Consider the following 14,233-nt stretch of genomic DNA (forward strand, 5'->3'; position numbering starts at 1 on the left):
ACAACCGAGAGTATCTGTCCCTCCCCTACGGGGGAGGCTAGGTGGGGGCTGAATCCAATAGCAGGTGTAACCATGCAGATGGAACCAGACATACATTTAGTTTTTTGATACACAATAAACAATCTATACGGACCTATTCTTTCCTTCGGGTGAGGATAGGTCTTTTCCGTTTCTGTCCATGCCGTAGGCTGGGGACACAACGACTTCATCCACCCTTTCATCTGTTCTATCCTTCCCACAGTAGAGGCTTATTACTCAGCCACAGACATCAGCCCCCTCTCGTTCTCCCCCGAAGGGGAGATGCAGGTTACTCTAGTTTGTGGGTAAGCCATTTAATATCAGACAACCGAGAGTATCTGTCCCTCCCCTACGGGGGAGGCTAGGTGGGGGCTGAATCCAATAGCAGGTGTAACCATGCAGATGGAACCAGACATACATTTAGTTTTTTGATACACAATAAACAATCTATACGGACCTGTCCTTTCCTTCGGGTGAGGATAGGTCTTTTCCGTTTCTGTCCATGCCGTAGGCTGGGGACACAACGACTTCATCCACCCTTTCATCTGTCCTATCCTTCCCACAGTAGAGGCTTATTACTCAGCCACAGACATCAGCCCCCTCTCGTTCTCCCCCGAAGGGGAGATGCAGGTTACTCTTGTTTGTGGGTAAGCCATTTAACCCAAAACGGTCATTAGGCCGTTCTATGTCATATTTTATAACTGCTTGCAGTCTTTTGCTTTTTATAAGGCGTCTTTTGCTTGTTTTTAATTCGTAATAGCCCGCTATTACTCATTAAAAGACAAACAAAATCCGCTCTTCTAAAAAACAAAATCCAAGCAAGCCCTAATGGCCGATTTGGGTTTAATATCAGACAGCCGAGAGTATCTGTCCCTCCCCTACGGGGGAGGCTAGGTGGGGGCTGAAGTCAATAGTAGGTGTAATCAAGGTATCTGAAGAGGTAGCACCATAGTGCTCGCAAATCCGGCTTAATCCCCCTCCCCCAAAAAATCCAAGCATCATTAACCAATAAAATCAAAAAATTATCCGTGAAAGACCAATCCGTGCTCCTCGGTGTTATCAGTGTTTAATTTTTTGATTTGTGGCCCTGCCGAAGGCCAGGGACACAACTTCAACACGGAACTAATATATCAGTGATAATAAATTTGTCCTTCAGCCTTCGGCGATGGACAAAAAATTAAACACGGATTTAACGGAGAACACGGATTTGACTTTTTCACTGATTTTTTTTCTTAAACCCAAATCGGTCATTAGGGCTTGCCTGGATTTTGTTCTTTTAGAAGAGTGGATTTTGTTTGGCTTTTAATGAGTAATAGCGAGCTATTACGAATTAAAAACAAGCAAAAGACGCCTTATAAAAAACAAAAGACTGCAAGCAGTAAATATAAAATACAATAAACGGCCTAATGACCGTTTTGGGTTAAACCTGTATTCTTTGGATTTATTTGTGGATTTTCGTGGATTTGCGAGTGCTTGTGGCACTCCCTTTTTCTGAAAAGCATCTGATGATTCTTAGCCAGTGGAAATCTCACCCCAATTCACCTAAAATGACATAAAACCTAAAATCGGTAAAAACTGTCAGATTATCTGGTTTTTTGTTGTAATGCTCTGACAAATAGACAGTTGACTACCTGGCGATTGTCAGCCAATTGTCTGGATGGTTTGCTGGTGAAAAGAATTGTCAGGTGTGAGCAATCGTCAGATGAAAGTAATTGTCAGATGTTAGGAATTCAGACAACAGAGATTGTCTGTGTTGGCAGAATCCTGAAAACAGGGATATGAGTATGCAATATGAATTAGTTGGGCAGACGTCTGACAGCAAATCTGCCCAAGTGGGGCAAGCACGTTGCCCATGTTGGGCAAGCACGTTACCCCCGTTGGGCAAGCACCGTGCCCAATTTTAGCCCAAAACCGTCATTAGATCAAATAATGGTCATTCGAATTAAGTGTGCACTGATTTAACCCAAATCGGTCATTAGGCCGTTTAATGTCATATTTTACAACTGCTTGCAGTCTTTTGCTTTTTATAAGGTGTCTTTTGCCTGTTTTTAATTCGCAATAGCTCGCTATTACTCATTAAAAGCCAAACAAAATCCACTCTTCTAAAAAGCAAAATACAAGCAAGCCCTAATGACCGCTTTGGGTTAAAAAAGTATTTAGCGTGATTTCTAATCGTCTGATTTGCCGTAATATAATGTTAAAAAACATTACAAACTATTTGCGGTATTGAAATTAATTCCTATTTTTGCAACGCTATTTCGGAAATATTATGAACAAACAATAAAAACACTTGTGATTGTCGTAACCTTAGACGCTTCCAAAACAGTCATTGTACTGACATTATAGGGTTATCGGCTTTCGATGGTTTTCCCGTGGAAATAGTTCCTGCGGTATCGACCATTCAAGTATTCTAAATATTGTGAGATAAAACAACGAAACTTTTTTTTTTATTTATATAACTGTTAAAAATGTGAAAAATATTTACTTTACTTTTTGTTGTCTGCCAGTTGGTATGTATATCATCAAGGTGCACACGGCAGACGGCAATGTAGAGAGTGTAAAACTTAATATCAATAAATAATCATTATGAGAATCAACAGAAATAAGTTGTTTCTGTTATCCATCGCAAGTCTTCCCCTCTTTGAGGGGGACTTGTTTGGCATGACAGGAACTCCATTGATGCCATCCCCACAGGCTGTTATCACCAAGGCAACAGTAACAAAGAAAGATGCAGGTATGCGTCTCGGTCCGAGTGAGACATATAAGAGCATTGGCAAATACTGTATCCCTGTATCACAGGTTGAGGAAGCCACTCCAGTGTCTCACACCATGTGTCAGGCTATCCGCCTCCCGGCAAGCCTGCTCAACAAGTATGTCGGCTGCAAGATCGACTCTATAGAGGTTGTGCTCGGTGCAAGAACCGGTAATGGCCTGTCTCCTGACGACGAGGCAGTAGAGGGTGTGAAGCGTGGCAATGGTCTCACTGCTTTCGTATGTAAGGATCTTGACAAGGTAATCGAGGGAGATGTCCTCACTTCGGTATCTACACAGGATTACGCTTCCGGTTACAACAAGTTCAAGTTCAACAACTCTGTGACCATCGAGAAAGACCAGGATCTCTATCTCGGTTATTATATCACCCTTACACCAGGCGAGAACCTCGACGCCGTCGCTTTCGACGATCCTATCGTGATGGGTTATTCCGGTGAGAAGGGCAACTCGTTCATCGCCTTCGACTTCTACTGGCAGAGCAACAGCAGTTTTCCTACGGCTGTGAACGGACAGCCATATTATATGAACGCTGCCATCCGCGGTATCGCTTCCGGCGACAAGTTCCCTGACGGTGACGTAGGTCTCATCAGCCTCTCTTCTGGCAACGACTACTACGTGGAGTGCAATTCACCAGCCACATATCAGGCTAAGATCCGCAACTACAGTCCTGAGACTGTGAAGAGCATGGAGTTCTCTGTATCAGTAAACGGCAAGGAGTCTGACAACGTAGTGTTGAACGACCTCAACGTGCCGAGTCACGAGATCACCACTATCGACGTGCCAGGCGTGAAGATCAACCAGGAGGGTAACCTCGACGTGAAGCTCACTGTAAAGAAGGTGAACGGTGTTGACGATTCGGATGTTGCCGACAACGAGATGACTTCAAGCAGCTTCGCATATCGCGAGGGCGGTCAGATCCTTCGTCGTAACGTGCTCCTCGAGCAGTTCACATCAGAGGGCTACAGTGAAGCAGAATTTGTGGACGAGTCATACAAGGAGTTCCTGGCAGACCAGAGCAACGTTATCTGGGTTAAGCACCATGTCAAGACTAAAGGTGGCTTCATAGACCAGTTCGTTACCGACTTCGAGAAGAAATATGTTTCTCTCTATGGCGGTGCTTCAACATTCTTCCCGGCAGCTTGTTTCGACCGTATGAAGTTCCTCGGCATGGAAGATCCAGGTCCTGCTTACTTTGTAGAGAGCAATGTGGCATTTGAAGCTATGCTCGGCAACGTGAACATGATTCCTTCGTTCGCAGAGCTTAACGTCCGTCCAAAGCACAACGAGGCTGACAACACTATCACCGTCAAGGTGAACTTGAACACTCAGGCTAATGTGATGCCTGGTCAGACAGACCTCCGCCTCACTACATGGCTCGTTGAGGACGGTATCGTGAGCACAGAGCAGAAGGGCGTAAGCGGTGAGTATATCCAGGACGGTGTTATCCGTGCCGTGCTCAGCGAGGACGTTTGGGGTGACAAGGTGGACATCAGCAGCTACTCTGCAAGCAAGGAGTACAGCATCGCCGTTGATCCAAAATGGAACCTCGCAAACATGCGCGTCGTTTCATTCCTGAGCAACTACGATCCTTCAAACAAGGTTTACCAGCTCTACAACAGCCGCGAGTCTAAGGTACAGGTGTCTTCAGGCATCAGTTCTGTAGTCCGCACCCCAGACTCTATGGTAACAGTGACCGACGGCAACGTTGAGGCTATCAACGGCAACACACTGGTTGGCGTTCACGACCTCTCCGGCCGTAGCTTCACTGGCAAGAACCTGCCTAAGGGTATGTACATCGTTACAGTTTCTGACGGCAAGCAGCAGTCTGCTGTCAAGGTTGTAGTGAAGTAATATGAACGACCACGTGATGAATGATCCGCGCCGCAAGTGATTGCAGAATCCGGCGGAGTGGATGATCAGAAGAACGAAAAGCGACGGATAATCAGTTTTCCGTCAGCTACAGATACAAGTCTAAGCTCCAGGGTGAAAATTCCCTGGGGCTTATTCCCCAAACACACGCACAGACACAGTCAACTTGCTCGTCTCAAGTTATGCTTATTGACACAAGAAGACATTACCTTTATTAGTAATAACTAACAATACTTTCACAATGAGAAAAAACTTACTTATATTCCTTTCTCTCTTGCTCTTCTCCACGTCAGCACTTGCAGTGGAAAGAGTGATCAAATTATACAGCGAACGGCGAGCAGGTGGAGAATACCAACCTCAAGAGCGGACTCTATGTGGTGAGAGTGGTGAAAGACGGAAATATAATGACAAAGAAAGTGTTAGTGAAATAATTAATCCTTTATTTAATCTATAAGAACTTAAAAATGAAAAGACTATCATTGATTCTCATGGCAGTGCTCATGTCAGTTACCGTAGCGCTTGCCGATCAGTATTGCTTCTTCGGCTACGGCACAACCACACAGACTGGTGTGCTCACGGAGAACACATCAGCTAAGTGTGCTATCTACATTCCGGCAGAAGTGGCAAGCCGCTACAAGGGATGCTACATCAACAAGGTGAGAGTGGGTCTCGCATCAAGATCCACCACTCTGAAGGTGTTTATCACCAAAGACCTCAACTCTTATGACGTTACAGGTACATCAGACGCAGCATATAGCGGAACTAACGACGTGCAGACAACAGAAAAGTTTCAGATCAGCGGAGAAGAGGGCTTCTACGTAGGTTATGAAGTGACAGGTACAGCTCCTATCGTTGCCGTTTCTAACGTGTACAACGAGAACGGTTGCTGGGCTGACCTCGGCGACGGATGGAAGAACTATGCTGCAGAGGGCGAAACAAAGTCTCCAGTGCTTTGTCTCGACGCTCGTATCAGCGGTGAAAAGGTGCCACTGGACGCTTGTCTGATATCTGCAAACAGCACAGTTTCTGCAGTCGGCGAGCCAGCAACACTCTCTGCTACAGTAAAGAACCAGTGCTATACCAAGATCACGAAGCTCAGCGTGGCTTACTCTATCGACGGTGGCGAGGAGAAGACAGCCGAGAGCGGCAAGATAAGCATCCTTACAGGTAAGGACGCAGTCGTTACATTCACTGCCCCGGAGGCTAATCTGGCTCTTGGCGTGCACGACGTGAAGATGCGTATCCTTCAGGTAAACGGCAAGGACGACGAGGTGGCTGACAACAACAGCGGTGAGTCTCTCATCAACGTTCTGCAGTTCGTTCCCGGCAAGCGTCTCTTCGTTGAGGAGCAGACCGGTATCGACTGTGGCTTCTGTCCACGTGGTATCGTAGGATTCCAGTATATGAGCGAGAAATATCCTTCACAGTTCGTTGGCGTTGCAGTACACTGCTATGACGGCAATGGTCCTCTCGCTCCATCAGACTATGCTGATTTCGTAAGAAATCTGATCAACGGCGGTTTCCCTGGCTCTACAGTAATGCGCCAGAACTCGACATCTCCATCAGGCGACAACCTGGAGGCAATCCTGAAGAACCTCAGCAAGATTACTCCAGAGATGCACATCGATGTAGAGTCTAAGCTCTCTGCAGACGAGAAATCTGTTGACGTTACAGCAATGGTAACTCCTCTCATCAAGAAGGCAGGTGCACGCTACAAGCTTGGTTTTATCCTCACTGAGGACAATGTGACAGGTTATAGCCAGGCAAACTACTTCTCAGGTGGCTCATACGGCGAGATGGGTGGCTGGGAGAACAAGGGTGGATATGTAAGCGATCCTTTGCAGCATGTTGCCCGTGCTACCTTCGGTTATGAGGGTATTGAGGGAAGCATTCCCACAGAGTTCAACCTCAACGAGGTAATCAACTACAACGTTCAGATTCCTATTCCTTCAACAGTTCAGAACAAGAAGAACCTCAACGCTATCGCTATCCTCATCGACTCTCTCACAGGTTATGTAGACAACGCCGCTGAGGCACACGTTGGCGCTAACTCTGCAGACTGCATCGAGACAACAGAGAATGTCGCTTCACCAGTGGTACGCATCCAGAACGGCAACCTCGTTGTTGACGGTTACAACGGAAACGTTAAGGTTTATACCCTCGACGGAACACAGGTTGCTCCAACATCTCTCTCTCACGGCATCTACGTAGTGAAGGGTGAGGGCGCCCAGCAGTTCGTAAAGCGTATCGCTTACTAATCAGATATCAGTGCGTCGCTTACTAATCAGATAAAAAGCGCATCGTTTCATAACCAGATAGTTTTCTCTATCAGTTAGGAAACTTCTCGCAATACTTTAAAGTGTATCAAGTTCGGGACCGTCCCGTTTCTTGATACACTTTTTCAGTTCAACCCGAATCGGTCGTTAGGGCTTGCTTGGATTTTGTTCTTTTAGAAGAGTGGATTTTGTTTGGCTTTTAATGAGTAATAGCGAGCTATTGCGAATTAAAAACAGACAAAAGACGCCTTATAAAAAACAAAAGACTGCAAGCAGTAATTAAAAAATACAATAAACGGCCTAATGACCGATTTGGGTTCAAAGACTACTCTTCGTGTCATGGTGATTCTTAGGGGGCAGCTGCAAGCAAACCATTCCCTCCCCAACGGGGGAGGACAGGTGGGGGCTGATGCCGGTTACTTTCCCGTCCAAGAACTGCTGCCATTGGGGGCATTCAGCTTTATTTGCGGTCAATAATGAATGTTGAATATTGAATTGAAAACCATAACATTATTCTTGTTCTAATGCCATTTTTTTCAAATAAACCCAAGAAAGAAACAATTTTTATGATACATTTATCTCATATAGATAGGAAATACAAATATTAATTAGTAAATTTGCAGCCAAATACGTATTACTTTTTTAAATTATGACACTTGACGCATTGACAGCCGTATCACCAATCGACGGCCGCTATAGAGGAAAAACAGAGAAATTGGCAGATTATTTCTCAGAGTATGCTTTGATAAAATACCGCATCCGTGTGGAAATCGAATATTTCATAACGCTTTGCGAATTGCCTTTGCCACAGCTGGCAGACTTCGATCACAAACATTTCGACAGCCTCCGCGACATATACCGCAAGTTTGACGAGGAGGGCGCATCGCGCGTCAAGGATATCGAGAAGATAACCAACCACGACGTGAAGGCCGTGGAATATTATATCAAGGAACAGCTCGACAAACTCGGAGATTTCGAGAAATACAAGGAGTTCATTCACTTCGGACTCACATCGCAGGATATTAACAACACATCCGTGCCTCTCTCCATCAAGGATGCCCTCAACGAGGTCTACATCCCGCAGATTGAGGAACTGACAGAACAGCTGAAGACCTATGCTGAGGAGTGGAAAGACGTGCCTATGCTCGCCAAGACCCACGGTCAGCCGGCTTCTCCAACCCGTCTGGGCAAGGAAATCATGGTCTTCGCATATCGTCTCGACAAACAGGTGGAGATGCTCAAGGCTTGTCCTATGACAGCCAAGTTCGGAGGCGCTACCGGAAACTTCAACGCCCACCACGTGGCTTATCCGGAATACGACTGGCGCGAGTTCGGCAACAAGTTCGTAAGCGAAAAGCTCGGTCTGGAGCGTGAGCAGTATACCACACAGATCAGCAACTACGATTGCCTCGGTGCCGTGTTCGACGCTTTACGCCGTATCAACACTATAATCATCGACCTCGACCGCGACTTCTGGATGTATATCTCAATGGAATACTTCAAGCAGAAGATAAAGGCAGGCGAAGTAGGCTCAAGCGCTATGCCACACAAGGTGAACCCTATCGACTTCGAGAACAGCGAGGGCAACATGGGAATGGCAAACGCAATACTCCAGTTCCTGGCTCAGAAGCTCCCTGTAAGCCGTCTGCAGCGCGACCTCACCGACTCTACGGTGCTCCGCAACGTAGGCGTACCGATGGGCCACGGCATGATTGCAATGCAGAGCACCCTCAAGGGACTCCGCAAGCTCATCCTCAACGAACATAAGATAAGCGAAGACCTCGACAACACATGGGCCGTGGTGGCTGAGGCAATACAGACAGTATTGCGTCGCGAGGCTTACCCACATCCTTATGAGGCACTCAAGGCCCTCACCCGTACCAATAAGACAATGACGGAGGAGACAATCCATGAGTTCATCAAGACTCTTAATGTCAGTGATGCCGTGAAGGCTGAGCTGATGGCAATCACGCCACACTCATACACTGGCATCTGATTATAAACAATATCTTTTTATTTACAGCCGTGAGGCTATTTCAACAAACAACTATTAATTATTATGGCAGAAGAATTCGACAACAAGACGGAGAACACATCCGCACAGAGTAACGGGGGTGGCCGCGAGGGCTATCGCTCGAATGATTATCAAGGTGGAGGCTATCGCAGCAACGGCGGACGTACCATGCGTCCTCGTATCGGCGGAGCCCAGCGCGCCTACAGCACAAATCGTAGCTATGACAACAACAATGACGGCGGCTTCCGTCCGGAAGGTTTCGGCGCAGGTTTGCAGCACGACAACAACGGCGGCGGCTACCAGCAGCGTGGCGGTCAGGGCGGCTATCGTCCTCGCTACAACCAGGGCGGCGACAACGGCGGCTATCAGCAGCGTGGCGGTCAGGGCGGCTATCGTCCTCGCTACAACCAGGACGGCGACAACGGCGGCTACCAGCAGCGTGGCTATCGTCCTCGCTACAATCAGGACGGCGACAACGGCGGCTATCAGCAGCGTGGCGGTCAGGGCGGCTATCGTCCTCGCTACAACCAGGACGGCGACAACGGCGGCTACCAGCAGCGTGGCGGTTATCAGCAGCGCGGCGGTCAGGGCGGTTATGGCAACCGTCAGGGCGGTTATCAGCAGCGCGGCGGTCAGGGCAGTTATGGCAACCGTCAGGGCGGTTATCAGCAGCGCGGCGGCCAGGGCGGTTATGGCAACCGTCAGGGTGGCTATCAGCAGCGTGGCGGTCAGGGCGGTTATGGCAACCGTCAGGGTGGCTATCGTCCTCGCACAGCCGACTACGATCCAAATGCAAAGTACAGTCTCAAGAAGAGAATAGAATATAAGGAAGTCAACGTAGACCCGGATGCACCGGTACGTCTGAACAAGTTCCTCGCCAACGCCGGCGTTTGCAGCCGTCGTGAGGCCGACGCATTCATCCAGGCAGGTGCGGTTACCGTCAACGGACAGGTAGTCACAGAGCTCGGTACAAAGGTGAAGCGCAGCGACGAGATCAAGTTCCACGACCAGAACGTGTCTCTCGAGAAGAAGGTCTACGTGCTCCTCAACAAGCCAAAGGACTATGTTACAACAAGCGACGACCCACAGCAGCGCAAGACTGTGATGGACCTCGTGAAGAACGTTTGTCCTGAGCGTATCTATCCTGTAGGACGCCTCGACAGAAACACCACCGGTGTGCTTCTGCTCACCAACGACGGCGACCTCGCCAGCAAGCTCACACATCCTAAGTTCTTGAAGAAGAAGGTCTACCACGTATACCTCGACAAGAACGTCACTGCCCACGACATGCAGCAGATTGCAGAGGGCATCACTCTCGACGACGGTGAGGTGCATGCAGACGCCATCGAGTATGCTCATCCTACAGACAAGAGCCAGGTGGGCATCGAGATCCATAGCGGCCGCAACCGTATCGTGCGCCGTATCTTCGAAAGCCTCGGCTATAGAGTGGTGAAGCTCGACCGCGTGCAGTTTGCTGGACTCACAAAGAAGAACCTGCGTCGTGGCGACTGGCGCTTCCTCACCGAGAAGGAGGTTGACATGCTGCGCATGGGAGCGTTCGAATAATCGAATACAACTATAAGGAAGGCTCAGAGAAGGACTCTGGGCTTTCTGAGTTTTTCTTCACAGCGGCGGATTGTCACATCCGGCAGCTGTGACAAAGAATAGCAAAACAACAAGAAATCAACTCAATATGAAAAGAACAAAAGTTGTTGACGCGTTGAAGCTCACCGATTTCGGTTCAACGGTCAACGTGAAAGGCTGGGTTAGGACACACCGCAGCAGCAAGGCTGTAGACTTCATCGCCCTTAACGACGGTTCTACGATAAAGAATATACAGGTTGTAGTAGACCCATCAAAGTTTGATGCCGAGATGCTCAAGAAGATCACCACAGGTTCGTGCATCAGCGCCACCGGTGTTCTCGTTGAGAGCCAGGGTGCCGGTCAGACGGTAGAGATCCAGTGTGAGAGCCTCGAGGTGTATGGGCTTTGCGGCAGCGACTATCCGATGCAGAAGAAGGGACAGAGCTTCGAGTATATGCGTCAGTATGCCCACATGCGTCTGCGTACCAACACTTTCGGTGCCGTGATGCGCATCCGTCATAACATGGCGATGGCTATACACACATATTTCCATGAGCATGGATTCTTCTATTTCCATTCTCCTATCATCACGGCGAGCGACTGCGAGGGAGCCGGACAGATGTTCCAGGTTACCACAAAGAACCTCTACGACCTGAAGAAGGACGAGGACGGCAAGATAAAGTATGATGACGACTTCTTCGGAAAGCAGACATCGCTTACGGTGAGCGGACAGCTCGAGGGTGAGCTTGGAGCAACGGCTCTCGGCGCTATCTATACCTTCGGACCTACCTTCCGTGCAGAGAATTCCAACACTCCACGCCACCTTGCAGAGTTCTGGATGGTGGAGCCGGAGGTGGCATTCATCGACCTCGCCGACCTGATGGACCTTGAGGAAGACTTCATCAAATATTGTATCCGCTGGGCTCTCGAGCATTGTCAGGACGACCTGGAGTTCCTCAACAAGATGATAGACAAGGGACTCATCGAGCGTCTGAAGGGCATTCTCGAGTCAGACTTCGTACGTCTGCCATACACCGAGGGTATCAAGATTCTGCAGGACGCCATCGCCAAGGGCAGAAAGTTCGAGTTCCCATGCGAGTGGGGCGACGACCTCGCTTCTGAGCATGAGCGCTACCTCGTGGAGGAATACTTCAAGAAGCCTGTCATCATGACAAACTATCCTAAGGCTATCAAGGCATTCTATATGAAGATAGACGATGAGGAGTCTGGATTCGGCGGCAAGAGCGGCCAGACCGTTCAGGGCACCGACGTTCTCTTCCCGCAGATCGGCGAGATTATCGGCGGTTCCGTACGTGAGGAGAGCCTTGAGAAGCTGACGGCAGAAATCAATGAGCGCCATATCCCGATGAAAGATATGTGGTGGTATCTCGACACACGTAAGTACGGAACATGTCCTCACGGTGGTTTCGGACTCGGTTTCGAGCGTCTCATCCTCTTCGTCACAGGTATGCAGAACATCCGCGACGTGATTCCTTTCCCAAGGACACCTAAGACGGCAGAGTTCTAATCGACAACGTACATACTTTTCTTTAAGACTATTAATAATGAAGCCTGGGAATCGCACCGCTTGCGATAACCCAGGCTTTTTAGTTCATTAGGGATAAAAATACTACATTGAATGTCCTGATGGCCGTTTCGTTTTAACCCAAATCGGTCGTTAGGGCTTGCTTGGATTTTGTTTTTTAGAAGGATGGATTTTGTTTGGCTTTTAATGAGTAATAGCGGGCTATTGCGAATTAAAAACGGACAAAAGACGCCTTATAAAAAGCAAAGAACTGCAAGCAGTATTAAAATACTACATTGAACGGCCTAATGACCGTTTTGGGTTTAAATCCATTATCCATACAATTACGCCGACAGAAATATATGTCCGGATTTTCCCCCACAGCGTGGGGAATGAAACCCCACATTAGGGGGTGTTGTTCCCCACGCTGTGGGGAGATTTCGCGGTAATCCTTATCGTAGTGTCGTTCCAGTCGGTTATCCCTCTATTTCTCCACCAATACGATACCCATGCCGCCCTCTTCCAGCGTTATGATATGGCGCTTATACAAGTCGCCTATAGCCTTCTTGAAAGTCTTCTTGCTCACCTGGAAGCGGTCGTAGATATCTTCTGCGTTGCTCTTGTCGCCAAGGTTGCAGTAGCCGTTGTTCTCCTTGAGGTAGTCGAGCAGGGCGTCGGAAAATTCTCTCGACAGCTTCTTTCCCGTTGGCTGCAGCGTAACGTCGATCTTGCCGTCAGGACGCACGGTGCCGATATATCCCTTCATGCGGTCGCCGGTGTGGATATATTTGAATATCTGGTCCTTGTATACCAGTCCGCCGTATTTGTTGTCTATAATCACCTTGAATCCCAGATCCGTCTTCTGCCATACCAGCAGGTCCACCTCCTGTCCGTGTCTGTAGTCGGGAGTCTCCTCGCTGAGATAGCGCTCCACCTTTGCCGAAGCCATGATGCGGTAGCTCTCCTTGTCGAGGTGTATGTGTACGATATACGAGTTGCCCCTCACCATCTTCATCTTCTGTTCGCGGAAGGGGCAGAAGAGGTCCTTCATCAGTCCCCAGTCGAGAAATGCTCCGAACTGGTTTGTCCAAGCCACTTCGAGGTAAGCAAACTCACCCACCATCGCCTTCGGTGTCAGCGTGGTGGCTACGGGACGCTCGTCCTGGTCGAGATATACGAACACGTCGAGAGTGTCGCCCGGTTTGCAGCCCTCCGGCACGTAGCGTGTTGGCAACAGGATTTCACCCTCGTCGCCACCGTCGAGATACATGCCGAAGTCCACTTCCTTCACCACCTTCATGGTGTTCATTTCGCCTAATTTTATTCCTTTCATAGTTTGTCGCTTTTTCTTCTTTTTCGTTTACTTTCCTGACTCGCTTCCCGTTTCCGCATCCGTTCTCACTTCTGTTCCTGAATTCTGTGATGCCGGCATTTCCGTTTCTGCGTCAGTTTCAGCATCCTGTGATGCCTTCGGTTCCGTTTCCTTCTCCAGCATACCGTCCCTCATCTTTATCGTGCGGTCGGTGATGCTTGCCAGCTGTTCGTCGTGGGTCACGATGATGAAAGTCTGTCCCGTCTTGTCGCGCAGGTCGAAGAAGAGCTGATGCAGCTCCGCCTTGTTCTTGGAGTCGAGGCTTCCCGACGGTTCATCGGCGAGCACCACAGCCGGGTTGTTCACCAGAGCCCTTGCCACTGCCACACGCTGCTTCTCTCCGCCTGACAGTTCGTTGGGCTTATGCTTGGCGCGGTCGGCGAGTCCCATGAAGTCCAGCAGTTCCATGCCACGTTTCTTAGCCTCGCTTTTCGACATTCCCGCTATGAAGGCAGGAATCATGATATTCTCAAGCGCCGTGAATTCTGGCAGCAGCTGATGAAACTGGAACACGAAGCCGATGTTTCTGTTGCGGAAGTCGGAGAGCTTCTTCTGGTTCAGTCTTCTCACGTCCACTCCGTCAATCATTATCTCCCCGCTGTCAGGCGAGTCGAGCGTACCGATTATCTGGAGCAGTGTGGACTTTCCCGCACCGCTCGGTCCCACGATGCTCACCACCTCTCCTTTGTCTATATGCAGGTCGATGCCCTTGAGCACCTGCAGTGAACCGAAGCTCTTTGTGATATTCTTTATGTCGATCATTGTCTGTTATAATTGTCGGTTTATTGTTGTCTTCCGTTTCC

General features: G+C 48.8%; 7 protein-coding genes and 1 pseudogene. 6 read left to right on the top strand and 2 right to left on the bottom strand.

Annotated features, from left to right (window positions below):
* Positions 1-2,604 precede the first annotated feature (2,604 nt).
* The 6 genes and pseudogenes from CCC32_RS01990 (at position 2,605) to asnS (ending at position 12,061) form a co-directional block, all read left to right on the top strand.
* Entirely contained in the window at positions 2,605-4,641 is a 2,037-nt protein-coding gene (locus CCC32_RS01990) for an Omp28-related outer membrane protein (protein ID WP_287071928.1), read from the top strand.
* Positions 4,642-4,991: 350 nt separating this feature from the next.
* Positions 4,992-5,090, top strand: a pseudogene (locus tag CCC32_RS01995) (T9SS type A sorting domain-containing protein); the annotation flags it as partial.
* A 33-nt stretch (positions 5,091-5,123) separates the two neighbouring features.
* Positions 5,124-6,917 carry an Omp28-related outer membrane protein gene (locus CCC32_RS02000; RefSeq protein ID WP_287071930.1) on the top strand — a complete coding sequence of 598 codons (1,794 nt, stop codon included), beginning with the start codon at positions 5,124-5,126 and terminating at the stop codon, positions 6,915-6,917.
* Positions 6,918-7,584: 667 nt separating this feature from the next.
* Positions 7,585-8,931: an adenylosuccinate lyase gene (gene purB / locus CCC32_RS02005; RefSeq protein ID WP_022315848.1), complete on the top strand. Its 1,347-nt coding sequence runs from the start codon at positions 7,585-7,587 to the stop codon at positions 8,929-8,931.
* Between the two features lie 63 nt (positions 8,932-8,994).
* The gene (locus tag CCC32_RS02010) at positions 8,995-10,515 is read left to right on the top strand and encodes a pseudouridine synthase (RefSeq protein WP_287071933.1); all 1,521 of its coding nucleotides are present in this window, start codon (positions 8,995-8,997) and stop codon (positions 10,513-10,515) included.
* Positions 10,516-10,642: 127 nt separating this feature from the next.
* Positions 10,643-12,061, top strand: coding sequence for an asparagine--tRNA ligase (gene asnS, locus CCC32_RS02015; RefSeq protein ID WP_287071935.1), 1,419 nt, complete (start codon positions 10,643-10,645; stop codon positions 12,059-12,061).
* A gap of 481 nt (positions 12,062-12,542) precedes the next feature.
* Here asnS and CCC32_RS02020 read toward each other — a convergent pair whose 3' ends face one another.
* The gene (locus CCC32_RS02020; RefSeq protein WP_022316677.1) at positions 12,543-13,391 is read right to left on the bottom strand and encodes a CvfB family protein; all 849 of its coding nucleotides are present in this window, start codon (positions 13,389-13,391) and stop codon (positions 12,543-12,545) included.
* 27 nt (positions 13,392-13,418) lie between these two features.
* On the bottom strand, positions 13,419-14,192 hold the full coding sequence (locus tag CCC32_RS02025; protein WP_042517380.1) for an ABC transporter ATP-binding protein: 774 nt from the start codon (positions 14,190-14,192) through the stop codon (positions 13,419-13,421).
* Positions 14,193-14,233: the final 41 nt, after the last annotated feature.

The organism is Prevotella sp. LMAG:51, assembly GCF_008680225.1.
Lineage (GTDB): Bacteria > Bacteroidota > Bacteroidia > Bacteroidales > Bacteroidaceae > Prevotella > Prevotella pectinovora.

What these genes read in the sequence shown, in the direction of transcription:
- CCC32_RS01990 (WP_287071928.1), top strand. Translation starts at nt 2,605, where the DNA reads ATGAGAATCAACAGAAATAAGTTGTTTCTGTTATCCATCGCAAGTCTT.
- CCC32_RS02000 (WP_287071930.1), top strand. Translation starts at nt 5,124, where the DNA reads ATGAAAAGACTATCATTGATTCTCATGGCAGTGCTCATGTCAGTTACC.
- purB (WP_022315848.1), top strand. Translation starts at nt 7,585, where the DNA reads ATGACACTTGACGCATTGACAGCCGTATCACCAATCGACGGCCGCTAT.
- CCC32_RS02010 (WP_287071933.1), top strand. Translation starts at nt 8,995, where the DNA reads ATGGCAGAAGAATTCGACAACAAGACGGAGAACACATCCGCACAGAGT.
- asnS (WP_287071935.1), top strand. Translation starts at nt 10,643, where the DNA reads ATGAAAAGAACAAAAGTTGTTGACGCGTTGAAGCTCACCGATTTCGGT.
- CCC32_RS02020 (WP_022316677.1), bottom strand. Translation starts at nt 13,391, where the DNA reads ATGAAAGGAATAAAATTAGGCGAAATGAACACCATGAAGGTGGTGAAG.
- CCC32_RS02025 (WP_042517380.1), bottom strand. Translation starts at nt 14,192, where the DNA reads ATGATCGACATAAAGAATATCACAAAGAGCTTCGGTTCACTGCAGGTG.